Raw genomic sequence first — 21,449 nt, 5'->3', positions numbered from 1 at the left:
ATGCACCGCCCAACACAACCCCACACCCCGGCCCGCGCGATTGTCCTTTCCGGCGTCGCGGCCCTCACCGCGCTCACGCTCAGCGCCTGCGGCACGTCCAACGCCACGGCACCTGCCGCAGGCGCGGCAGACCAGAGCATCGGATCGGTTGACCTTAAGGCGGCCGGCTGCCCGGCGAACGTCGTCATCCAGACCGACTGGAACCCTGAAAGCGAGCACGGGCACCTCTACCAGCTGCTCGGCCCCAACCCCAAGATCGACGCCGGCAACAAGTCCGTCTCCGGCCCCCTCTACGCCAGCGGCAAGTCCACCGGCGTCAACGTGGAGATCCGTTCCGGCGGCCCCGCCATCGGGTTCCAAAGCGTAGCGTCCCAGATGTACCAGGACCCGGCCATCACTCTGGGCTATATCAACACCGATGAAGCCGTCCAGCTGTCCGCAAAAATGCCCACAAAGGCGGTATTCGCTCCCCTGGACATCAACCCGCAAATGATCATGTGGGACCCGGACACGCACAAGGCGAAAACGATCGCCGAGCTCGGAACCGAATTGGCCGCGAGCGGCGGCGTGGTGCGCTACTTCGGCGGCTCCGCCTGGATGGAGTACCTGAAGGCGAAGGGCATCCTTTCCGACAAGGTAGTGGACGGAAGCTACGACGGAACCCCAGCCAACTTCGTCGCCGGCGGCGGCAAGGACGCCCAGCAGGGCTTCGCCAGCGCCGAACCGTACATCTACCAAAATGAAGTATCGGCATGGAAGAAGCCAGTTGCCTACCAGCTCATTCACGACACGGGATGGCAGATCTACCAGGCCGCCGTTTCCGTCCGGTCTAGCGATGAATCCAAGCTGGGTGGCTGCCTCGCCAAGCTCGTGCCTGTGCTCCAGCAGGCCGAGGTGGACTTCTTCAAGGACCCCAAGCCCGTTGAGGGCCTCATCCTTGACCTGGTCAAGGAGTACAACACGGGCTGGGTCTACTCCCAGGGCGTCGCCGACTTCTCGGTGAAGACCATGATCGACCAGAAGATTGTGGGCAACGGCAGCAACACCACACTGGGCGATTTCGACGCCGATCGCGTGAAGAAGGTCGTCGACGAATCCATCCCGCTCTTCACCAAGCTGGACAGCAACCCCAAGCCCGGGCTGAAGGCCGAAGACATCTACACCAACAAGTACATCGACACCTCAATCGGCCTGAAGTAACAGCGCAAACAGCAGCACCAGAAGAGCACCGCCGCCGGCCGCGCCCTAACAACGGCACGGCCGGCCCCGGCGTCAACCCTTTTCTTGAAGAGAGAACGATAACCATGAATGACACCTACCCCACATCAACAATCGATGCGCTGGCTGCGGAACTGCGCAGCATTCTGGGCGAACGCGGCGTCAGTACCGAACTGGCGATGCGCGAGAAGGCCTCGATCGATGGAGCAAAGCTTTCACCCGTCATCATGGAACAGCTTCCGCTCGGTCTCGCGGACTTGGTCGCCTTCCCTGCCACGGCCGATGAGATCGTCCAGGCCGTGGGGGCTGCGGTGCGCCACGGCGTCTCCATCACCCCGCGAGGCAAAGGCACCGGCAACTACGGCCAGGCAATCCCCATGCCCGGCGGCTTAGTCCTGGACCTCTCCAGGGCAAAGGCGATCCTCGGCGTCGGGGATGGTTTCGTGACCGCAGAGGCAGGGGCCACCATGATCCAGCTGGAGACAGCAGCCCGCGCCGCCGGCCAGGAACTGCTCATGTACCCGTCCACGGCCCAAAGCAGCATCGGCGGGTTCCTCTCCGGCGGTTCAGGCGGAACCGGCTCCATTGAACACGGTGTCATCTCCGAGTCGGGCTTCGTCGTAGCACTGGACGTAGTCCATGCCGTTGCCGATCCGGTAATGATCCGGGTAGAGGGCGCAGAGGCGCAAAGCTACCTTCACAACTACGGCACCGCCGGGATCATTGTCCGCGCCACCGTCAAACTCGAACCACTGCGTGAGTGGCGCGCCTTCTACGCAAGCTTCCCGGCCTTCGAGGGGGCGCTGTCCATCATCCGCGAGCTCGGGCAAGCCACACCGACCCCGCGCCTCGTCTCGGCCGACCCGCCGATGCTCGCCGCGGCACTACCAACCGATGCGGCCATCCCCGCCGGCCGAGCCAGCCTGCGCGCCATTTTGGATGTCGCGGCCTTGCCCGCAGCCACCGCCCTCGTCGAACAAACGGGCGGACGGGTGGAAGACGTCCGGGTCGGCCCGCAGGCAGTCATTAAACTCAGCATGATCTCGTACAACCATCCAGTCGAGTGGCTACAGAAAGCACAACCTGACACCTACTTCCACGTCGAAGTGGCAGGTGGTGCGCTGATCGAACGGATCGACGAAGTCCACGCGGTTTACTCCGGCGGAATGCTCCACATCGAGGCGCAGCGCGACTATCCGATCGGCATGCTCGCCGGGCGCTATGAGAGCAAAGCCCAGATGGAAGCCGGCCTGGAGCGGCTTAAAGACCTTGGAGTGCGTGTTCACAACCCACACCAGTGGTTCGTTGACTTCGAAGTCCGACGGACCAAGGACCTCGCGGCCGTGACCGACCCCTTCCGGCTCCTGAACCCCGGGAAACTCGTCCGCGACGAAAAGCAGCCACACGGCCTCATGACGGTGGAGGCCCAGAGATGACCCGCAATCTGGCAGAGCTGTCCGGCCCCGCTGCCGCTTCCATGCTCACTCCATCATCGGTGGTGGTGGTGCCTACCGGTGCGGTCGAACACCATGGTCCACACCTGCCCCTGATCACTGACTACCTCCTTGCCGACGCGGTGGGAAGCAGCGCCGTAGAACGCGCCGCCGCGGCCGGCACCGACGTCTGGATGCTGCCAACGCTGGCCTACACCAAATCGGATGAACACGCCTGGGCTCCAGGGACTGTATGGCTCAGCTGGGACGCCATGATGAAGACCGTGATTGACATCGGCCGGTCGGTGGCCTCCACTCCGGCAAGGACCCTCGTGTTCCTGAACGGGCATGGCGGAAATGTGGCGCTCTTGCAGGTCGCGTTGAGGGAGATCCGCCGCCGCTTCGGCCTCAATACATTCCTCGTAGGGGTCCATGTATCGGCTGACGGCGTCGAGCCGCCAGAGGAGGAATGCGGTCTCGGCATCCATGGCGGCCATGGCGAAACCTCGCTTATCATGCACATCCGGCCCGATTTGGTGGACATGTCGCTCGCGGAGCGAAACGTGCCCTCCCATATTGCCGACGCTGAGTACATCGGATTCCATTCCAAACCAGTCAGCTTTGGCTGGCTCTCCGACGACTTCGGCCCGAGCGGCGTGATCGGTGATCCGACGCGTGCCAACACCGCTGACGGCGCCGAAATCTTCGAGGCCGCAGTCTCGCAGGCCACCGCGGCGTTGGTGGAAATCTCGCGCTTCCGTCCGGCAAGAGAAGGCTTATGATCACCTCCTCCACGACGTTCGGCATTGATACGGCGCATCCCGATCCGGATCCAACGGACCCGCTGGCATTAGCCAAGGAATGGCTACCCGAGCACGAAGACGGGCACAGGCAGCTGGTTGTGCAGGGTGATGTCCACCGGGTTTCGGACGAGGAGGCGGCCTCCGTGTTCCAGCAACGTAGCCGCTACCTCGCTTGCTCGCCTGGGTAAACGATGACCAGACGGCCCGGATGCCGCTCGCGGAACGCCGTGACGGTTGGGAGCGGTTCGCTGAAGCGCACCCACCCGGCTCACTTCTCGCGCCGCCCAGTTGGTACGGATACAAAATTGCCCCGCGCCGGATGACATTCTGGCGCGGCGATTCCGACGGGCCCTCAAGCCGTCTTGAATACCGGTACATAGCCAACGCATGGCCACTCGACAGGTTGGCGGGCTGAACAAAGGAACAACACGCATTGACGGGGTTTCCCATCGCTGCAGGGAACCCCGCCATCTCGACAGCGACCCCACATCAGGGTTCGGCAGAACCCCGTTCCCGTTGGGTGCGCCGGGGCGGCCCCCCGCTCCGCCGGAACGCTCCCATGGGCGGAGCAACCCAGCGCAGCATCCACGTCCACAACGAAAGGAGTACATCGCTAAGACGACCAGGAGACCCTTTGGAGAAGAATCCATCCTGACCGATGCCGCAAGCCGGTGCCGAGCGCTAGCCTTGCCGAAGACATCCGGGAACTGCGGCTGCTGACGGCAGGAGTCACCCTCACCGGCCCCGTAGATACGAACGTACCTCGAAAGGTGTGAAACCGATTCTCCCCAGTTTTAGTAGGAGGTGTTAGCGGCCATGAAGAACTGCCCGTAAGCGGCCACAGAAATGCCCACTGACGGCCAGCAGAACTGCCCATCGGCGGGCATGAGATCTGCACCGGCACCACTTAGCCAAATCCGTGAATGTATTCGGAGTGTCGGCCATGTCGGAAATAGCCCACCCAGCCCGGACAAACCGGTTCAGGCGCGCGATGCGCTCACCCATTGTGATGCTCCACTTCCGGGACGTTAGCTGTTTGATCCGCTCTTTGGACCGTTTCAGGGCTTTCGGCGCGACGTGCAGCCCCACTGTCAACGGCCGGCACCTACAGCTCCAACAGGACGTTGTAACTACCTGGAAGTCATGTCGCCCAGGCCCCTTGGCTGAATGTACTCATGTAGACCGGGAACCCAGAAGCGAAGCACGCATGAGCGACAACAAAAAGCAGACTTAAGTGTGGACAATGTCCACACTGCCTTGGGCCGGACTAATGGCGTCCGGCCCCGACCCAAACGGTACAGAAGGCACGAACCGAAGGAGAAGAATTTTGAAGATATTCAACCCAGTCATGTCATCACCACAACCCTGGGAAATGAATAAGTAAAAGACCAACCGCGGCCACCAGAACAACCAGCAAGGAGACGCGTATGACCCCACCCCAGAGCAAGCGAAGGGCCCACCAGCCAGAACCCTGAACTCGCCACTCACACACCCGAATAGGCCACCGCGGCGGCCAGGCCAAAGCCCGCGAACTTAGCGTCAGAGGCACGCCACCACAAGCTTTATACACACGTTAAAGCAAAAACCCCTCTGACGAGGGTGAATGCTGTGCCCGAGGCGGGACTCGAACCGCATTCCAGGCCCCGGAAACACAAGGAACTCCCGAAAACATGGCCAATCCGGGCCAGTCCGGCCGATGTACGCCCCGATCCGAAGCGAAAAGTGTGTATGTTGTACACACCCTTAAATCTGCCCCCTGCAGGCTCCCCCACCGAGCGCACGTCAAAGAATGCCGGAAATCAGATTAGGGTCCCGTCCGCTAGGCCTACCGTTAGATCAGGTGTTTCTCGATCAGGATCGCGCTCCCCTGCAAATCGATGTCGCCGGCGGCCACGCCCACCACCAAGTCGAACCCCTCGTCGGTGTTGAAGTCGTGTCGGTAGCCGTTGATCCACAGCAAAAGGACCATCAGCGTCCACGCGGTGCGCTTATTGCCATCGATGAGCGGATGAAACCTCGCCACGGACTCAAGCAGCGCCGAAGCCTTCATGGCCAGTTGAGGGTAGGCTTCCGCGCCCATGACCGTCGTCGCGGGACGCGCCAGGGCGGCGGCGAGCAACCCGACGTCACGGACGTGAAACCCGTAACGGTCGATCACCTGCAGAGCGTCCTCGATTTCGAGGTACGAACTCACGCGTCCTCAAGTCGTTTGAGCAGATCTGCGTCATGGATCATCACGAAATCCAGACCCTCATTGATCTCCCGACGCCGGCCGTGCCGTTGCAGGACCAGCTCAGCCCCCTGGAGCAGCAGCGCGGACTTGGACGTGTGCTCCTCAGCGGCAAGCTCATCGAGACGGCGGTCGAGGTCCTCGGGAACACGCAAATTCATGGCCATTCCTCATGGTACCTCATGGTACCAAACCAGTACCAACGAGGCTTGAGAAACGGAGATTCGAACTCCTGACCTCTTCCTCACGGGAGGACACTTTTCGTTCTCTGCCTAAGGGCTTGTGGTGGCTAGAAAATCCGCGGAATCTAAGCGTTATTGGTGCGATGCCGGACCCGTGACATGTCAGCGGTTTTCATCGTTTCCGTGGGGTAAACGCGTGGCGGGCTTAGGCCGGTTTTCTGCACTTTTCAGGGAGTACGGCGGGCACCCTGGGATCGTCGCCTGCTCTGCTGGCCGCTTCCGCTAACTTCAGGAGGTGCGGTTTAGTGCGGTGGCGGAGCAGTCCGGCCTGCCGTCGATCGGGGGCAGCAAGCGCCGCGTCCCCGGCTTGCGGCGCGAAGAGGTTGCGATGTTGGCCAGCGTCTCGGTCGAGCGCTATACCAAAGTCGGGCGTGCCTCGCTAGCAGGGCTTCTCGGAAGCCGTGATCGTGTCGATCACCGCATGTCGTCATCGCCAACCGCGTCCAGCGGATCAAGGACGGCGCGCGGGCAGCCCTCAACGGTCGCCGGCGCGGACGGTTTTCGCTCCGAAAGGTGTGGTTTCCGTGGAGTGGGATCAAAACTAAACGTGAAAAAGCCCTCCCACCAAACGTTTCCGCAGGTCAAAGGGCCTTCACTGTAGAGTTGAGGAGATTCGAACTCCTAACCTCCTTCGGGGCGGGGCGCTAAGGCGACTCGACCCGCAATGGTATGCCGATCCCTAATCTTCGAGGCCGCCCGTTTGGCTCGTCAGCCGAACGAACTGTTGATGGCGGCTGTCGTCGTCGAGAATGTGGCCCTGGCGCTTGGCGATGCGGGGAATGATCCACCGGTCCTTGATCTGGACGCGGGGAAAGGCGGACGTAAACCTGTGTTCAAGATCGTCGAGTTCCTCCAGGTCGCGTAGCCAGAGAAGCACGTAAAGATTGGCCTGGCCCGTGACCGATGCACATACCCGGACTTGGTTGAGCATTTTCAGTGAGGCAACCACGCGTTCGTGGTCCGCGCGGTTGACGTCCAGCCACAGCACAGCGGCAGCAGGCCAGCCCATGATCTGTTGCGCGAAGTCAACGTGCCACCGCACCCATTTGGCGGCGAGGATCGCGTCGATGTCCCGGGAAATCACGGAGATGGACCGGCCGACCTCGGCCTGCACCTGTGCCGCCGTCCGGCGGGGATCGCCGCGCAACGCGGCAATGATGGCGTCGTATGCCGGCTTGTGCTCGACATTCTTGGCTGACGGCCGCAGCTTTTCGAGGGCATCCACCTGGCCCGGTTTGAGGACATTCAACCGCCAACTTGAGGACTCACGGTAGATGGTCCGCAGGTAGTGCGTGCGCGTGCCGATGATCCCCGGAATCGAGGAGATATGCGCGTCCACGTAGCGATCCGTCTCGACCAGGGTGGAAGCAACGAGCATCAGATAGAGATCCCGCGAACCGGACGTACAGTTCACACTGAAGACCGCAGGCTGCCGGACCAGTTCCTCAATGACCTCCCCGCGTCGGCCCGAGACGCAACGCACCTCGACCAGCGCGAACACCGCTCCCGCCGTGCCCAACGTCCCACTGTCATAGCAGCTCGCCCAAGCCAGCCTCTCTGAAAGCAGGGTGTTCCACCGTCTGGAAATGGTGGACGAATCCACGGCGAGAATCTTGCCCAATTGGGTCCAGGAGACCCGGGGATGGATCTGCAGCGCGTTAATAATTTGGAAATCCAAGGCATCAGGCATGCACAGAATCATGCACCAAGCTGGACCAATCTGCCAGATCCTTGCGCATATCGGGCGAAAAAACCCGAAACTCTGAACACTTCCCTACTCTGGGACGACCGTCTTCATTCCGCAACACCCGTCATCACTGGAGAACGAATGTTCCAACGATCACTCATCACGGCCTCTGTTTTCGCTACCGCTGCGGCCTTCGTACTCACTGGTTGCGGTGGCAGCGCCGCCACCTCTGCCGGTTCGACCGACACGGTGAATATGTCGCTCAGCACGGACCCCTCCTCTTTCGACCCTACCCTTGCCCGATCAGCGGACGACTACACGGTGGCACCCCTGCTCTTCGACACGCTACTGCGTAAGGATGACAACGGTGTCCTTGTGGGTGGGCTTGCCTCCACATGGGATGCGCGGGACGCGTCGAACTATTCGTTGACCATCCGCGGCGATGCGAAGTGTGCTGACGGGACGCCCATCACGCCGTCGATCGTCGCAAAGTCGCTCACTCGCTTCGCGGCAGCGGCAACAGGCTCGTCCGGCCGCTCCTTGGCGTTCGGCTCTTCAACAGCGACCTTCAGTCCTGACGACAAGGCCGGGACTGTTGCGGTCAAGCTCTCCAAGGGATGGTCCGACTTTCTGACCGGCCTGTCCATCCCACAGGCCGGAATTGTTTGCCCGGCGGGTCTCGCGGACCTTAAGGGACTCGCAACCGGCTCAGTCAAGGCGGCTTTTTCGGGACCTTACACCCTGGTATCGTCTCAGCCCGCATCGTCGTACGCCCTCTCACTCCGGGACGGCTACAACGCGTGGCCGAAGTTTTCAAAACCGCTCGAGGGCGTTCCCGCCAAGAGCATCGTCCTGAGGCCGATCAACGACTACTCCACGATCGCGACGCAACTCCAGGCGGGGAGCCTCGACGTCGGCGTGATGGCAGACGAGAACGTCGCGCGGTTCGATGGCAACAACAACTTCGCCATGACCAGCACGTCCAACAACACCACCTACCTGATCTTCAATGAACGGTCCGGGGCCGCCTTCGCGGGCCGCCAGGATCTTCGTAAGGCCGTTGCACAGGCCATCGATCCGAAGGCATTCAGCGATATAGTGAGCAATTCACGGGGAAAGACGACACTATCGGTCGGATCATCGCAAATACCTTGCGTCAACACCGATTCCTCGTTGGTGACCGGGATGGACGCGAGCGCTGCCGCTCAAGCCCTCAAGGGCGTCAAGATCCGGATTGTGGGCACCACCCTCATCACCAAAGGCAATGAGTACATAGCGGAGAGCCTCCGCAAGGCGGGTGCCGACGTCGCGCTCCAGTCACTCGACAATGCCAATTGGTCGAGCCTGACCTCCAAGGGCGGCACCGACTGGGATATCAACATCCAAGGCGACAACAACCTGATGGGGACCCTGCCGTCTTCGCTGCTGCGAATCATGGGTCCAGCCGCCGAAAGCGGCGGCCGCAACAAGACGGGCGTCGTCAACGACGAAGGATACGCAGCACTCACGGCAGGCATGAACGCTGTGGACACTGGCCAGCGTTGCGCCGCCTTCCAAGCGGCCCAGGCCTCACTGCTCAAGCGTGTGGACGCCGTCCCGCTTTCCACGCTGCCCACCACCACCGTCGTCGCTAAAGGATTCAGCATCCGCGCCTTCGGCGACTACATGGACGCCGCAACTCTCCGCATCACTAAATAGCACGTGAATCCCCGAAAGTAGTCCCTGATGACCGAATACACATCGGCGCAGCTGCCATCGACACAGGCAACACGCCCTCCGGGGGCCGCACCCCGGCTGACCGAGCGCCTGGCACGCACAAAATCGCCCTGGCTGAGTTTCGCCATCCGGCGGGTCGGAAGCCTTGCCGCAACGTTCCTGGCCCTCGTGGTGGCCTCATTCCTCATCGTTCAACTCATCCCCGGCGACCCGGTGTACGCCATCGCTGGAGCGAACGCGGATCTCGCGGATATTGAGCGGATCCGCCACCAGCTTGGGCTCGATCTCCCCCTGGGAGAGCGATTCGTGAGTTTCGTTGGCCATGTCCTCACGGGGGATCTCGGCACATCCTTCCAGTATGGCCAACCTGTCGGCACCATCATCATGAGCCGGCTGCCGTTCACAGCTACCATCGCAACGGCGGGCATCATCACAGTACTCATCATCGGCGTCCCCCTGGGCATCGTGATGGGAATCCTCACCCGAGGCAGCCGCCGCAGTTGGCTCGATGCGGCCTTCGGCGTGATCACAGGCTTCGTTGACTCCGTGCCGGGATACATTACGGCCTCGTTCCTCGTGGTCATGTTGGCGCTTGGCGTCGGAGTTTTCCCTGTCCTTCCTCCGGCATATGCGCCAAGGCTGGGCGCGGCATCGTTCGTGCTGCCCGTCGCAGCACTCGCTCTTGGCCCGATCTGCACCATCTCACGGGTCGTACGGAGGGAAACCGCCGTCGTCCTTGAGAACGATTACATGCGCACTGCACGAGGCTGGCGGCTCCCGGCCGCAAAGCAATACATCAAATGGGCGCTCCCCAACCTCCTGACGACGACGCTGACGTTGAGCGGGCTCATCCTTACCGGGATGATCGGCGGCGCCATCATCATCGAATCCGTTTTCGCCATCCCTGGATTGGGGACCGGCATCATCAAGGCGATCCTCGATCGTGACTATCCCGTCATCCAAGGAATGGTCATCGTCATCGGCCTCATCGCCGCTGTCATCAATTTGCTGGTGGACCTCATCCTCGGCCTGATCGACCGACGCAACCTTGGAGGCTCCCATGCACTCTCGTAGCCGCCGCTCACGCTGGAACCTCGGACTCGCCGTCGGCGTCGCGTTGTTTCTTGTGGTTCTCGTCATAGCCATCCTCGCGCCGATTGCCTTCAGCGACGCCGCCGACACGATGGGTGCACGCCACACGCCATCGGCCGGGCACCTGCTGGGAACAGATACCGCCGGTCATGACCTCCTGCTGCGGAGCCTTGTGGCGACCAGGCTAACGCTGCTGATGACCGCGGGCGCAACCGCGATAGCCGTCATCGCAGGCGTGCTCGCCGGGACGGGGGTTTGGCTCATGCCGGGCCGGCCCCGGGAGATTTGCCTCCGGGTTATCGACGGAATGGTTGCCTTCCCGGGACTCTTGCTGGCTCTCGTCGTTGCTGCCATCCTCGGCGCGGGCGGCATCTCGGCTGTCGTTGCGATCGGCGTGTCGGGCATCCCCTATTTCGCCCGTCTGACAGCAAACCTCGCTGCCAAGGTGTCGCAACAAGAGTTCATCACCACCGCGAGGCTCCTCGGCGTCAGGAACGGAAGAATGGTCATCAAGCACCTGCTGCCGAACATGGCAGAGCCCCTGCTTGTACTCTCCGCTTCAACCCTTGCCCAGACCCTTACTGCAATTTCGGCGCTGTCTTTCGTGGGACTCGGCGTCCAGTCTCCCGCTTACGACTGGGGCAAGCTCCTCAACGAATCCCTTCCCTCGCTTCTGGCGGGAAGGCCCTATGAAATGGTCGGTCCTGCGGCATTGATCATCCTGACGGGGCTCTCTGCCATTTTGATTGGCGACGGCCTGGCCGCCGCAGCAAATCCCCGCTCGTCCAGCAAACAGGTTCGGTCAACAATGAAACACTCCGGAGCGCCCGCTCCGGAAGATTCATATCTCGCCTCCGTCAGCGAACTGCGGATTTCCGCTGGTGACACACTCCTCGTCAAGGGCATCTCTTTCGGCATCAAAGACGGCGAGATCGTCGGAATCGTGGGAGAAAGTGGGTCCGGCAAAACGCTCACAGCAATGGCTCTCGCGCGGCTGCTTCCGGACGGGCTTTCGTCAACAGCCGCGCGTCTGTCCGTCGATGGACTTGACCTCCTCCGGCCCCTTCCGGCCCGTCGGATGGCTGAGACCGTGGCCCTCGTTTACCAAGATCCTGGATCCACGTTCAACCCGGCCCTTCGCATGGGAACCCAGCTCAGCGAAGTGCTCACCACTCACAAAGGCTTCACGCGGGCTAAGGCGCGGACACGCATCTTGGAATCGCTCCGCCTTGTTCATATGACGACGCCGGAACTCCGGCTTAGGCAGCATCCCCACGAATTGTCCGGCGGAATGCGCCAGCGGGCAATGATTGCGTCAGCGTTGGCCTCGGAACCGCGCCTGATCATTGCGGATGAACCCACCACGGCGCTGGACGTCACGGTCCAGGCGGACATCCTTCGTGAGCTCAAACGGATTAACAGGGACTACGGAACGTCCATGATGTTCATATCCCACGACATCGGAGTGGTTCGCGCCATCTGTGACCGCGTGATCGTGATGTATCGCGGCGAGATAGTCGAGGAGATCAAAGCATCCGACCTCAGCGTGGAACGTGCGCAGCACAGCTACACGCGTTCCTTGCTCGCAGCAACGCCGGACATCAATGCACCTTTGACAACGCGCTTAGCGGCGGTCTCCGGAGCCAGTATTGGAGGACACAATGCCTGAGGTTTCACATGCAATCGAAGTTCGCGACCTTGAGGTGAGATACGGCTCGGGAAGATCCGCGCCCCGCATCTTGCACGGGATCTCGCTGGACGTCCGTGCAGGCCGCACGGTAGGGATCGTTGGCGAGTCCGGGTCGGGAAAATCCACCTTGGCCAAGACCCTCGTGGGCGTGCTCCGCCCGTCCGCCGGAAGTGTCACTATCGGCGGCCTCAACGTTTCCTCGATACGGAGGGCACAGCGATCACAACTGAGGCGTTCCGTCCAGATGATTCCGCAGGACCCGTATTCCTCGCTGGACCCCAGGTGCACCATCGGCGAGGCCTTGGCCGAGGCCCTCGATCCCCGCCGGGCGAGCGTCCGGAAACATCGCGACGAAATCGTGCATTGGCTGGAAACCGTCAAGATGCCGGCGGACACGATCCACAGGTATCCCCACGAGTTTTCGGGGGGCCAGCGTCAGCGTGTAGCAATCGCCCGGGGGCTGATTCTTGACCCAACGGTGGTTATTGCGGACGAAATTACGTCCGCCCTGGATGTATCGGTCCAAGCCGAAATTCTCGCCCTGATTGCCCGGTTGCGCGTTGAACTTGGATTGACGATGGTTTTCATATCCCACAACCTCTCGGTAGTCCGGCAAGTCAGCGACGAAGTAGTTGTCATGTACCACGGGGAAATAGTCGAACACTCGGCAACGGCCAAGCTCTTCAACAACCCGCAGCATCCCTACACCCGGAAGCTACTGAGCTCGATCCCAGGGGTCCCTGGCTTCTCCATCGACCCGCAGCCCCGGCAAACCGGTGTCGAAATGGCGGTCCGAACATGCTGAAAGTGGACGAGGACGAACACGTTTTGCGGAGCGCCCTGACCCGGGTTTCCGGGACGCTCCTGGACGTCAGCCACGTCATCCATGCCCGACCGGAAATTCGTTTCGAGGAGCACTTCGCTTCAGGGCTGCTCAGCGACACGCTCAAGCGCGAGGGGTTCGAGGTGGAGACCGGCGTCGGGGGCTTAACGACGGCGTTCCTCGCCGAATACACCCAAGCCGGGCAGGCGCGCGGTGAAAGCGGCCCGACGCTCGCGTTCTTTTGCGAGTACGACGCACTCGAGGAAATCGGCCACGGCTGCGGCCACAACGTCATAGCAGCCGCCGGCCTCGGAGCGGCCCTCCTGGCAAAGGACTGGTTGCAGCGAAATCCACAGGTTCCAGGGCGGATCGTCGTCGTCGGGAGCCCTGGCGAAGAGGGCGGCGCCGGCAAGGCCTACCTGATCGACGGCGGATGCCTTGAAGGAATCGATGCGGCCATGATGGTGCACCCCGAAGGATTTAGCTTGTCTTCGATGGCGACGTTGGCGCGGGTTAGTCTTGATTTCCGTTTCACGGGACGGGCGGCTCATGCGGCAGTCAGTCCAGAGCGCGGATTGAATGCCCTCGATGCAGCGGTGTTGACGCTCAACGCCATCGGCCTGCTCAGGCAGCAATTGCCCCCTGACGTGCGAGTCCACGCGGTCATCACCGATGGCGGCGAGGTGCCCAACATCATCCCGGAAACGGCATCGATCCGGACGTTTGTCCGTGCCCCTGGCACCAAGGAACTCCTGGACGATTTCCTGCCCCGCATCCAGAACTGCGCCCACGGTGCCGCCCTGGCCACAGGAACCGAGGTGGAAATCCTCGCGCCGGCTCCCGCGTATGCGGCCATGAATCCGAACAGGGTCCTGGCCGAGCTGATCGAAAGGAACTTCCAACGCATCGGTAGGCGTACGGATCCGCCGCGGGCGGAGGCATTCCCCGGATCAACGGACATGGGCAACGTCAGCCAGATCATTCCGTCGATCCACCCGACTATTGAGTTAGAGCCAGGTGTTGGTATGCACACGCGCGAGGCAGCCGCCCTGGCTGGAGGAGCGGAAGGCGACCGGGCTGTCCTGGACGGTTCCCTCCTCTTGGCCATGACCGCGGTGCAATTATTCCGGTCCCCCGAATTGATGCGCGAGGTAAAGGAAAGCTTCGCGCCTGATCCCCCGACGCCGGCCGCCCACAGCGGGCTATCCCCGAAGGGAAATTAGGAATGGCGCTCACCTGGGCGAAGTTCGCCCTGAACCCCCTACAATATTTCGCGACGGCGGACGGCTGGCTTGATCCGACACTGGCGCCACCTTTGGAAGCCAGGCTCGCGCAGATTGCTGCCGCGGGTTTTACGGCGGTTCAGTCGGAGGTCCCGGCCTCGATGAGCGCCGCGGTCTACGGGGACCTGCTGGCCAAACATGGCCTAAAACCGGGGCCGGGGTACGCGGGCCTCACGGGGTCCGACGATCCCTGGAAACGGAAAGCGAGCCTCGAACGGGCGGTGTCCAGGGCCCGGGACAACATGGCTCTCGGGAATCCGCTCCTGTTTCTGGCCATGGGAATGGGGCCCGACGATCACCGGGTGGAGCACCCCGCCATCGGGTATGGAGCCTCACAGCAACGCTTGGAGCGGGCGCGGGACTTCTTGGCCGAGGCCGCCGAACTGATCGCCACTGAGGGCGGCGTGGCCGCCCTGCACCCGCACGTTGGAACTTGGGTGGAGACGGCCGAAGAGGCCCGTTTCGTGTTGGATTCCGTGGACCCTGGGATCTTGCGCTTCGGGCCCGACGCCGGACACCTCGCCTGGACGGGCGTGGACCCCGCCGCCCTGGTCGCGGAGTACGCAGACCGGGTGGCAGGTGTACACATCAAGGACTTCCGGGCGGACATTGCCCGTCGCAGCCGCCAAGAGGGATGGGACTACCGAAAATCCTCGCGGGCCGGAATCTGGACTGAGCTGGGCAGGGGCGACTTGGACATCGGCGCCATAATGGACGCCCTTCCGGAGGAATTCGACGGCTGGATCGTCATCGAAGTGGACCGGGGTACCACTCCCACGCCACAGGAAAGCATCAACATGTCGGCGTCCTGGCTCGCGGAACTCTCCGCCCTGCAGCGGGCCTGAGACTGCGAACGGCCACCACAGATTGAATCGAGGACACTATGAATAGCGCCATGCATATGAACGACATTGATCGGGATCATCAACTGGGAGAAGAGGCAGAGCGTGTTTTGCGGGACGCTCTTGTCCGGGTTTCCGGGACGCTCCTGGACGTCAGCCACGTCATCCATGCCCGACCGGAAATTCGTTTCGAGGAGCACTTCGCTTCAGGGCTGCTCAGCGACACGCTCAAGCGCGAGGGGTTCGAGGTGGAGACCGGCGTCGGGGGCTTAACGACGGCGTTCCTCGCCGAATACACCCAAGCCGGGCAGGCGCGCGGTGAAAGCGGCCCGACGCTCGCGTTCTTTTGCGAGTACGACGCACTCGAGGAAATCGGCCACGGCTGCGGCCACAACGTCATAGCAGCCGCCGGCCTCGGAGCGGCCCTCCTGGCAAAGGACTGGTTGCAGCGAAATCCACAGGTTCCAGGGCGGATCGTCGTCGTCGGGAGCCCTGGCGAAGAGGGCGGAGCCGGCAAGGCCTACCTGATCGACGGCGGGTGCCTGCAAGGAATCGACGTGGCGCTGATCATCCATCCATCGGGTGAGAACCTAGCCCAAATGTCGACTCTCGCACGCGTCCCCCTTGAATTCCGTTTCATGGGGCGGGCAGCCCATGCGGCTGTCAGTCCCGAACGAGGACTGAACGCCCTAGATGCAGCGGTGTTGACGCTCAACGCCATTGGCCTGCTCAGGCAGCAACTGCCCCCCGAAGTGAAGGTCCATGCGGTCATCACAGACGGTGGCGACGTGCCCAATATCATCCCGGAAACGGCATCGATCCGGGCTTACGTCCGCGCCCCTGACACCAGGGAGCTCCTGGACGATTTCCTGCCCCGCATCCAGAACTGCGCCCGCGGCGCCGCCCTAGCCACAGGAACCGAAGTCGAAATTGTCATGCCTGCTCCGGCCTACGCTTCCCTGAACCCTAATATGATCCTGGCGGGGCTGCTCGAGGACAATTTTCCGCGTATCGGCAGGCGTACCGAGCCGACAAGGGCGGAGGCATTCCCCGGCTCAACCGACATGGGCAACGTCAGCCAAATCCTGCCCGCGGTCCAGTCGAACCTGGAACTCGCCCCCGGCGTCGGCATGCACAGCCGCGAGGCAGCCGCCTTGGCCGGAGGGCCGGAGGGCGACAGCGCAGTCCTGGACGGTGCCCTTCTCATGGCGCTAACAGCGGTGCAACTGTTCCTTTCGCCGAACCTGGTTCACAGGATCAAGGACAGTTTTGGCGAAGACTCGCGGCTGTCCCGTTGATTCGCGGGGTGGGCGGGGCCCGCGTCCTGGAACCCCGGCGGTGATGTCCTTTATGCCGGACGGACCAATCGCCTACGGCCGGAAATCGTGGGCGCAAAATTGTGCGTCCGGGCGGGTTTCATGAGGGCGGTCCACTATTTGCAAAAGCAGCTGGCGTGATCCTCGCGGCCAACAGGAGTAACCGTCCAGCATGAAGCCGTTGTCGGCCTCGAACTCCGTGAGGCGGGCACGGACCACATCGTTGGTGACGCTGTCAGGAACGGAGTCTCCGACGGCCATCTCACTGCGTACTGCTTAGCAATTGGAAGTAGACCTATCGAGTGGCAGGGCCGTGTTTACCTTACCCCGAAGAGCTTTGACGAAGTTCTCAGGCCAGGGCTGTGCTGTGGCTGCTCCCGGCGGTACGTGCGCCGTGGTGACTGTGCCGAACGCGGCCAGCGTGCCGTCGTTCGACCTTGCGTCGTCAGGAGCAATTAGAGAGTCTCCGTGGACCTCGAAGGCCATGGTCAGCGAGGTCCGGCCAAGCGCGCTGATTCTCACCGTTGCCCTCACGCGCTGGCCGAACCACAGTTTGGCCTTGTAATTGATCACGTGCTGGACGCGGGGGGCGCTGGGAAAATAGTCCGGCAGTTCCAGCTTTCGGAAGAGGTCCGCCTCTGCCGCCTCCACCCACCGCAGAATGGCGGAGTTGTGCTGGTGACCCGAAGCGTCCGTATCCACCCACTCCACGGTCCGCTCAACACTTGCCTCCGGAAAATGCGCGTCGGAGCTTCCCGCGCCCTCCGGGGTTGCACTCCCCAGCTTCTCAATGTGATCCATGATTCTCCTAGCAGGATGGTGAGGGATGAGCCGCGATCGTAGCCAGCCTTCTTCATGATGCTAGCCAGCCAGATATTGCGACCGTAAACGGGCACTATTCAGCAGAACAGACAATGGTGGTGCTGCGCTTGGGCACGTTCCAGCTGGTGGCCGGTGCGGCGGCCACGGCTACCTCACTAGGACCGATGCAGCGGCGGACGCAGGGGTCCAACGGAGATGCGGTGTGGCGGTTTCAGCGTCCGGTTCCTTCAGCAGGGACAGGCGGGGACGTACGGCGTCCGTCCGGGAGCCCGGCGGCTTGCGCCTGCCGGCCTTGAACTGTGGAATCCATTGTGCGCCCGGGCCCTGGTATTCCTGTTCAGCGGCGGCGTGCAAGGTCCACTGAGGGTCGTAAAGGTGCGTGCGGCCCAGCGCGATGAGGTCGGCCCGGCCGGCAAGGAGGATCGAGTTCACGTCGTCGTAGCTGGAGATGGCGCCGACGGCGATAACTGCCACGCCTGCAGGCGCGGCCACTTCCTGGCGGATGCGGTCGGCGAACGGTGTCTGGTAGCTGCGGCCGTAGGCCGGCTTTTCCTCCTTCGCCACCTGGCCGGTAGAGACGTCCAGGCCTGCGGCTCCGTGCGCCACGAAAGCCCGGGCGATTTGCACTGAATCGTCGGAAGTGTTGCCTCCGTCGATCCAGTCCGTAGCGGAGATGCGCACGGTCACCGGCTTGCTGGAAGGCCAAGCCGCGCGTACGGCGTCGAACACCTCCAGCGGGAACCGCAGCCGGTTTTCCAGGCTGCCGCCGTACTCGTCATTCCGTCGGTTGGAAACAGGCGAGAGGAACGAGGACAGCAGGTACCCGTGGGCGGCGTGGACCTCGAGGAGGTCGAATCCTGCCTCTTCAGCCCGGAGCGTCGCGGCGACGAACTCCTCCTTGATGGCCTCCATACCGGGCCGATCCAACTCCAGGGGAATCTGGTTCATCGGCCCGTAAGCGACGGCGGACGGGCCTACCGCCTGCCAGTTGCCGGTCTCCAAGGGCTCGTCGATCCCTTCCCACATGAGCTTGGTGGAGCCTTTGCGTCCGGAATGGCCAATCTGCGCGCCGATCTTGGCAGTGGATGTGCCGTGCACGAAATCCACAATTTCCTTCCAGCTCTCACGTTGCCTGTCCGTGTACAGTCCCGTGCAGCCTGGGGTGATGCGACCGGCCTCGGAGACGCACACCATTTCGGTCATGACCAAGCCGGCACCGCCCAGGGCTTTGGAGCCGAGATGGACTTTATGAAAGTCACCGGGCATGCCGTCCACGGCGGAGTACATGTCCATGGGAGACACCACGACCCTGTTCTTGATTTCCAGTCCGCCAATGCGGAACGGCTGGAACATGGCCGGCGCTCTCCCGGCAAGCCCCTGGGCCTCCGCGAAATTCCGCTCCACCTCGGCGGCGAATTCCGGATCACGCAGGCGCAGGTTCTCCTGGGTGATCCGGCGGCTGCGGGTCAGCAGGTTGAAGGCGAACTGGGTAGCATCCTGGTCCTTGTACTGGCCGATGCGTTCGAACCATTCAAGGGACGCCTGCGCCGCGCGCTGGGTGGATTCGACAACGGGGCGGCGTTCCGCCTCATAAGCGGAGAGGGCCGAGTCCAGGTGCGGGTGTTCATGCAGGCAGGCGGCCAGGGCGAGCGAGTCTTCCATCGCCAGCTTGGTGCCGGAGCCGATGGAGAAGTGGGCGGTGTGGGCTGCGTCGCCAATCAACACCACGTTGTCCTTGCGCCAGCTGCGGTTGCGGACGGTGTTGAAGTTAAGCCACTTCGAATTGTTGGACAGGACGTCGTAGCCGTCCAGTTCCTCAGCAAAGATGGAGCGGACTTTGGCAATGGCTTTCTCGTCCGAGACGCCCGGGGGAAAGACCTCATTGGCGGTCTCGTCGAAGCCGGCGGCATGCCACACATCCTCGTGCATCTCGACAATGAACGTAGAGCCTTCGTCGGAGTACGGGTAGCCGTGGATCTGCATGGTGCCCCACTCGGTTTCCTTGACGAAGAACTTGAAGGCCTCGAACACCTGGTCCGTACCGAGCCACATGTACTTGTTACGGCGCGGATCCAAGTCGGGGCCAAAAGCATCGGCGTATTTTGCACGGATCTGCGAGTTTACGCCGTCAGCTGCGAGCACCAGATCGTGCGTTGCTTCGAGTTCCTCGATGGCAGGGGCCAGCGTCTGGAAGCGCAGGTCAACGTTTAGTTCGGCGCAGCGGCGCTGGAGCAGTTCCAGCAGTTCCCTGCGGCTCATCGCGGCGAAGCCCTGTCCGCCGACGCTGATCATTTCGCCACGGAAGTGGACGTCGACGTCGGACCAGCGGGCGAAGCGGCGGCTCATGTACTCGGCCACGACGGGGTCCGCGTTGCCGATTCCGCCGAGTGTTTCATCCGAAAAGACGACGCCAAAGCCGAACGTGTCGTTTGCTGCGTTGCGCTCCCAGAGGGTGATCTCGTGGGACGGGTCGAGCTGCTTCATCAGCGCTGCAAAGTACAGGCCACCGGGGCCGCCTCCGACAATTGCGATTTTCATGGTCTTGCTCCTTTATGCCTGGGTCTGGCCGGCGGCCGTAAGTTGTTGGGTTTCGCCCTCGACGCTGTCGCGGAGCTTGAAGTGCTGCAGTTTTCCGCTGGGATTGCGCGGCAGCTCGGAGACGAAACGGATCTCCCGCGGGTATTTGTAGGGCGCGATGGTGTCCTTCACGAAATCCTGGATTTCCTTGCGCTTGATGGCGTCCCCGATGACGCCGTCGCGTAGCACCACGAACGCGCAGACAATAGTGCCCCGCTCGGGATCGGAACGGCCGATGACAGCGTTCTCCACAACGTCAGGGTGCTGATCAATGGCCGCTTCAACTTCGGGCGCTCCGATGTTGTAGCCGGAGGACACGATCATGTCGTCGGACCGGGCTTGGTAGGTGAAGTAGCCGTCCTCGTCCATGAAGAAGGTATCGCCAGTGACGTTCCAGCCGCGAACGACGTACTTGGCCTGACGCGGATCATCAAGGTAGCGGCACCCGGTGGGGCCGATGACTGCCAGGCGTCCAAGATGTCCCGGCCCCAGTTCGTTGCCGTTCTCGTCCACAACGGTGGCCCGATATCCCGGCACCGCCCTGCCGGTGGTGCCGGGGCGGATATCATCTCCAGCGGCGGAGATGAATACGTGAAGCATTTCGGTGGCACCGATCCCGTTGACCAGCCGGAGCCCCGTGGCGTTCCGGACAGCTTCCCAGGTTTCCCTGGAAAGGTGCTCGCCGGCAGAAACACCAACGCGGAGGCCACGAAGGAGGTCGGCACGGTTCTCCTTCAGGATGGCCCGGTAAGCGGTGGGCGCGGTAAAAAGGACAGTCGCCCCGGCAGCCGCCGAGTGTTCGGCGAGCTCCACCGGCCCGGCTTTCTCAGTGAGCAGAGCGGATGCGCCGAAACGCAGCGGGAACACCACGAGCCCGCCCAGGCCAAAGGTGAAAGCGAGCGGAGGCGAGCCTGCAAAAACGTCGTCGGCGGTTGGCTGCAGGATGTGCCGGGCGAAGGTGTCCGCATTGGCCAGGATGTCCCGGTGGAAGTGCATGGTCACCTTCGGCACGCCGGTGGTGCCCGAGGTGGGACCCAGCAGTGCAACGTCGTCAGCAGCGGTGTCGACGGCGGTGAACTTTCCGCTCTTGGATGCGCAACGGACGGTAAGGTCGTCGCCGTCGTCCTGTCCGTAGGCCAGAACAGAAACGTTACCAACTGCTGCTGTCCTCAGATCGTCAACAAACCGGTGATCGGAAATTGCCACCACGGGCTTCGTGAGCTCGATCAGGGTGGCAATTTCACCTGAGCGCAGCATCGGCATGGTAGTCACCACCACCGCGCCGGCTTTCAGGACGCCCAGCCAGGCGGCGACGATCCAGGGGTTATTGGGGCCCCGGAGCAGTACGCGGTTTCCGGGCACGACGCCCAGGTCTTCCGTGAGGACCTGGGCTACCTGATTGGCGCGCTGCTGAAGTTCGCCGTAGGTCCAGAAGCTACCGTCAGCGGCCAGAAGCGCCGGCCTGTCCGCGCCGTGCTCAGCGACTGCACTGTCGATGAGCGCGCCGGCGGCATTGAGCCGTTCGGGATACTGGAGTTCGGGGAGCGTGAACTCCAGTACCGGCCAGGTATTGGCGGGCGGCAGGTGGTCGCGGGTGAACGTGTCCACGTGGGCCGATGGCGTCATGCTCATGGCCGTTCCTTTCAATGATGCGTCGGTGAAGCTGATGGTTAGG

The 21,449-nt window shown here is 62.5% G+C and carries 18 protein-coding genes; 12 read left to right on the top strand and 6 right to left on the bottom strand.

Features of this window, described 5'->3' with window-relative positions; genetic code table 11:
* From ACFVTG_RS21910 to ACFVTG_RS21890, 5 genes are all read left to right on the top strand, one after another.
* Positions 1-1,200: an ABC transporter substrate-binding protein gene (locus tag ACFVTG_RS21910; protein WP_390282893.1), complete on the top strand. Its 1,200-nt coding sequence runs from the start codon at positions 1-3 to the stop codon at positions 1,198-1,200.
* A gap of 104 nt (positions 1,201-1,304) precedes the next feature.
* Positions 1,305-2,654 carry an FAD-binding oxidoreductase gene (locus tag ACFVTG_RS21905; RefSeq protein ID WP_390282892.1) on the top strand — a complete coding sequence of 450 codons (1,350 nt, stop codon included), beginning with the start codon at positions 1,305-1,307 and terminating at the stop codon, positions 2,652-2,654.
* Positions 2,651-3,433: a creatininase family protein gene (locus ACFVTG_RS21900; protein WP_390282891.1), complete on the top strand. Its 783-nt coding sequence runs from the start codon at positions 2,651-2,653 to the stop codon at positions 3,431-3,433. Before ACFVTG_RS21905 ends, ACFVTG_RS21900 begins: the two co-directional genes overlap by 4 nt.
* Complete coding sequence (locus ACFVTG_RS21895) at positions 3,430-3,642, top strand: hypothetical protein (RefSeq protein ID WP_390282890.1); 213 nt, start codon at positions 3,430-3,432, stop codon at positions 3,640-3,642. Before ACFVTG_RS21900 ends, ACFVTG_RS21895 begins: the two co-directional genes overlap by 4 nt.
* Before the next feature lie 20 nt (positions 3,643-3,662).
* Positions 3,663-3,869 carry a pyridoxine 5'-phosphate oxidase C-terminal domain-containing protein gene (locus tag ACFVTG_RS21890; RefSeq protein WP_390282889.1) on the top strand — a complete coding sequence of 69 codons (207 nt, stop codon included), beginning with the start codon at positions 3,663-3,665 and terminating at the stop codon, positions 3,867-3,869.
* A gap of 1,416 nt (positions 3,870-5,285) precedes the next feature.
* On the opposite strand, the gene ACFVTG_RS21885 is transcribed toward ACFVTG_RS21890, so the two are convergent.
* The 3 genes from ACFVTG_RS21885 to ACFVTG_RS21875 all read right to left on the bottom strand — a co-directional run bounded on the left by ACFVTG_RS21885 (position 5,286) and on the right by ACFVTG_RS21875 (position 7,616).
* The gene (locus ACFVTG_RS21885) at positions 5,286-5,648 is read right to left on the bottom strand and encodes a type II toxin-antitoxin system death-on-curing family toxin (RefSeq protein WP_390282888.1); all 363 of its coding nucleotides are present in this window, start codon (positions 5,646-5,648) and stop codon (positions 5,286-5,288) included.
* Positions 5,645-5,845, bottom strand: a complete 201-nt coding sequence (locus ACFVTG_RS21880) for a ribbon-helix-helix protein, CopG family (RefSeq protein WP_390282887.1) — start codon at positions 5,843-5,845, stop codon at positions 5,645-5,647. The genes ACFVTG_RS21885 and ACFVTG_RS21880 overlap by 4 nt, the downstream gene beginning before the upstream one ends.
* Before the next feature lie 760 nt (positions 5,846-6,605).
* On the bottom strand, positions 6,606-7,616 hold the full coding sequence (locus tag ACFVTG_RS21875; RefSeq protein WP_390282886.1) for an Lrp/AsnC family transcriptional regulator: 1,011 nt from the start codon (positions 7,614-7,616) through the stop codon (positions 6,606-6,608).
* A gap of 138 nt (positions 7,617-7,754) precedes the next feature.
* Here ACFVTG_RS21875 and ACFVTG_RS21870 point away from each other — a divergent pair, with 138 nt between their 5' ends.
* From ACFVTG_RS21870 to ACFVTG_RS21840, 7 genes are read left to right on the top strand one after another with little or no spacing between them, the layout of a single operon-like run.
* A complete protein-coding gene (locus tag ACFVTG_RS21870; RefSeq protein WP_390282885.1) occupies positions 7,755-9,311 on the top strand; it encodes an ABC transporter substrate-binding protein in 1,557 nt (518 codons plus the stop codon).
* Between the two features lie 27 nt (positions 9,312-9,338).
* Positions 9,339-10,403, top strand: a complete 1,065-nt coding sequence (locus ACFVTG_RS21865) for an ABC transporter permease (protein WP_390282884.1) — start codon at positions 9,339-9,341, stop codon at positions 10,401-10,403.
* Positions 10,390-12,090 carry a dipeptide/oligopeptide/nickel ABC transporter permease/ATP-binding protein gene (locus ACFVTG_RS21860; protein WP_390282883.1) on the top strand — a complete coding sequence of 567 codons (1,701 nt, stop codon included), beginning with the start codon at positions 10,390-10,392 and terminating at the stop codon, positions 12,088-12,090. The genes ACFVTG_RS21865 and ACFVTG_RS21860 overlap by 14 nt, the downstream gene beginning before the upstream one ends.
* Positions 12,083-12,916, top strand: coding sequence for an ABC transporter ATP-binding protein (locus tag ACFVTG_RS21855; protein ID WP_390282882.1), 834 nt, complete (start codon positions 12,083-12,085; stop codon positions 12,914-12,916). Before ACFVTG_RS21860 ends, ACFVTG_RS21855 begins: the two co-directional genes overlap by 8 nt.
* Positions 12,910-14,157, top strand: coding sequence for a M20 family metallopeptidase (locus ACFVTG_RS21850; RefSeq protein ID WP_390282881.1), 1,248 nt, complete (start codon positions 12,910-12,912; stop codon positions 14,155-14,157). The genes ACFVTG_RS21855 and ACFVTG_RS21850 overlap by 7 nt, the downstream gene beginning before the upstream one ends.
* Before the next feature lie 2 nt (positions 14,158-14,159).
* Positions 14,160-15,062, top strand: a complete 903-nt coding sequence (locus tag ACFVTG_RS21845; protein WP_390282880.1) for a sugar phosphate isomerase/epimerase family protein — start codon at positions 14,160-14,162, stop codon at positions 15,060-15,062.
* A gap of 56 nt (positions 15,063-15,118) precedes the next feature.
* On the top strand, positions 15,119-16,357 hold the full coding sequence (locus ACFVTG_RS21840; RefSeq protein WP_390282879.1) for a M20 family metallopeptidase: 1,239 nt from the start codon (positions 15,119-15,121) through the stop codon (positions 16,355-16,357).
* A 294-nt stretch (positions 16,358-16,651) separates the two neighbouring features.
* On the opposite strand, the gene ACFVTG_RS21835 is transcribed toward ACFVTG_RS21840, so the two are convergent.
* The 3 genes from ACFVTG_RS21835 to ACFVTG_RS21825 all read right to left on the bottom strand — a co-directional run bounded on the left by ACFVTG_RS21835 (position 16,652) and on the right by ACFVTG_RS21825 (position 21,406).
* Entirely contained in the window at positions 16,652-17,176 is a 525-nt protein-coding gene (locus ACFVTG_RS21835) for an acyl-CoA thioesterase (RefSeq protein WP_390282878.1), read from the bottom strand.
* Between the two features lie 168 nt (positions 17,177-17,344).
* Complete coding sequence (locus tag ACFVTG_RS21830) at positions 17,345-19,735, bottom strand: bifunctional salicylyl-CoA 5-hydroxylase/oxidoreductase (RefSeq protein WP_390282877.1); 2,391 nt, start codon at positions 19,733-19,735, stop codon at positions 17,345-17,347.
* A gap of 12 nt (positions 19,736-19,747) precedes the next feature.
* Positions 19,748-21,406, bottom strand: a complete 1,659-nt coding sequence (locus ACFVTG_RS21825) for an AMP-binding protein (protein WP_390282876.1) — start codon at positions 21,404-21,406, stop codon at positions 19,748-19,750.
* Positions 21,407-21,449 lie beyond the last annotated feature (43 nt).

The sequence above is a fragment of the Arthrobacter sp. NPDC058127 genome, from assembly GCF_042884555.1.
Lineage (GTDB): Bacteria > Actinomycetota > Actinomycetes > Actinomycetales > Micrococcaceae > Arthrobacter.
The sequence above is the reverse complement of the archived record's forward strand: the minus strand, read 5'-3'. Positions and strand labels throughout refer to the sequence as shown.

Excerpts from the sequence above, each read along its gene's own strand:
- ACFVTG_RS21855 (WP_390282882.1), top strand. The coding sequence starts at position 12,083 with ATGCCTGAGGTTTCACATGCAATCGAAGTTCGCGACCTTGAGGTGAGA.
- ACFVTG_RS21865 (WP_390282884.1), top strand. The coding sequence starts at position 9,339 with ATGACCGAATACACATCGGCGCAGCTGCCATCGACACAGGCAACACGC.
- ACFVTG_RS21900 (WP_390282891.1), top strand. The coding sequence starts at position 2,651 with ATGACCCGCAATCTGGCAGAGCTGTCCGGCCCCGCTGCCGCTTCCATG.
- ACFVTG_RS21870 (WP_390282885.1), top strand. The coding sequence starts at position 7,755 with ATGTTCCAACGATCACTCATCACGGCCTCTGTTTTCGCTACCGCTGCG.
- ACFVTG_RS21880 (WP_390282887.1), bottom strand. The coding sequence starts at position 5,845 with ATGAATTTGCGTGTTCCCGAGGACCTCGACCGCCGTCTCGATGAGCTT.
- ACFVTG_RS21845 (WP_390282880.1), top strand. The coding sequence starts at position 14,160 with ATGGCGCTCACCTGGGCGAAGTTCGCCCTGAACCCCCTACAATATTTC.
- ACFVTG_RS21910 (WP_390282893.1), top strand. The coding sequence starts at position 1 with ATGCACCGCCCAACACAACCCCACACCCCGGCCCGCGCGATTGTCCTT.
- ACFVTG_RS21850 (WP_390282881.1), top strand. The coding sequence starts at position 12,910 with ATGCTGAAAGTGGACGAGGACGAACACGTTTTGCGGAGCGCCCTGACC.
- ACFVTG_RS21825 (WP_390282876.1), bottom strand. The coding sequence starts at position 21,406 with ATGAGCATGACGCCATCGGCCCACGTGGACACGTTCACCCGCGACCAC.
- ACFVTG_RS21875 (WP_390282886.1), bottom strand. The coding sequence starts at position 7,616 with ATGCCTGATGCCTTGGATTTCCAAATTATTAACGCGCTGCAGATCCAT.
- ACFVTG_RS21905 (WP_390282892.1), top strand. The coding sequence starts at position 1,305 with ATGAATGACACCTACCCCACATCAACAATCGATGCGCTGGCTGCGGAA.
- ACFVTG_RS21860 (WP_390282883.1), top strand. The coding sequence starts at position 10,390 with ATGCACTCTCGTAGCCGCCGCTCACGCTGGAACCTCGGACTCGCCGTC.
- ACFVTG_RS21830 (WP_390282877.1), bottom strand. The coding sequence starts at position 19,735 with ATGAAAATCGCAATTGTCGGAGGCGGCCCCGGTGGCCTGTACTTTGCA.
- ACFVTG_RS21835 (WP_390282878.1), bottom strand. The coding sequence starts at position 17,176 with ATGGATCACATTGAGAAGCTGGGGAGTGCAACCCCGGAGGGCGCGGGA.
- ACFVTG_RS21840 (WP_390282879.1), top strand. The coding sequence starts at position 15,119 with ATGAACGACATTGATCGGGATCATCAACTGGGAGAAGAGGCAGAGCGT.
- ACFVTG_RS21890 (WP_390282889.1), top strand. The coding sequence starts at position 3,663 with ATGCCGCTCGCGGAACGCCGTGACGGTTGGGAGCGGTTCGCTGAAGCG.
- ACFVTG_RS21895 (WP_390282890.1), top strand. The coding sequence starts at position 3,430 with ATGATCACCTCCTCCACGACGTTCGGCATTGATACGGCGCATCCCGAT.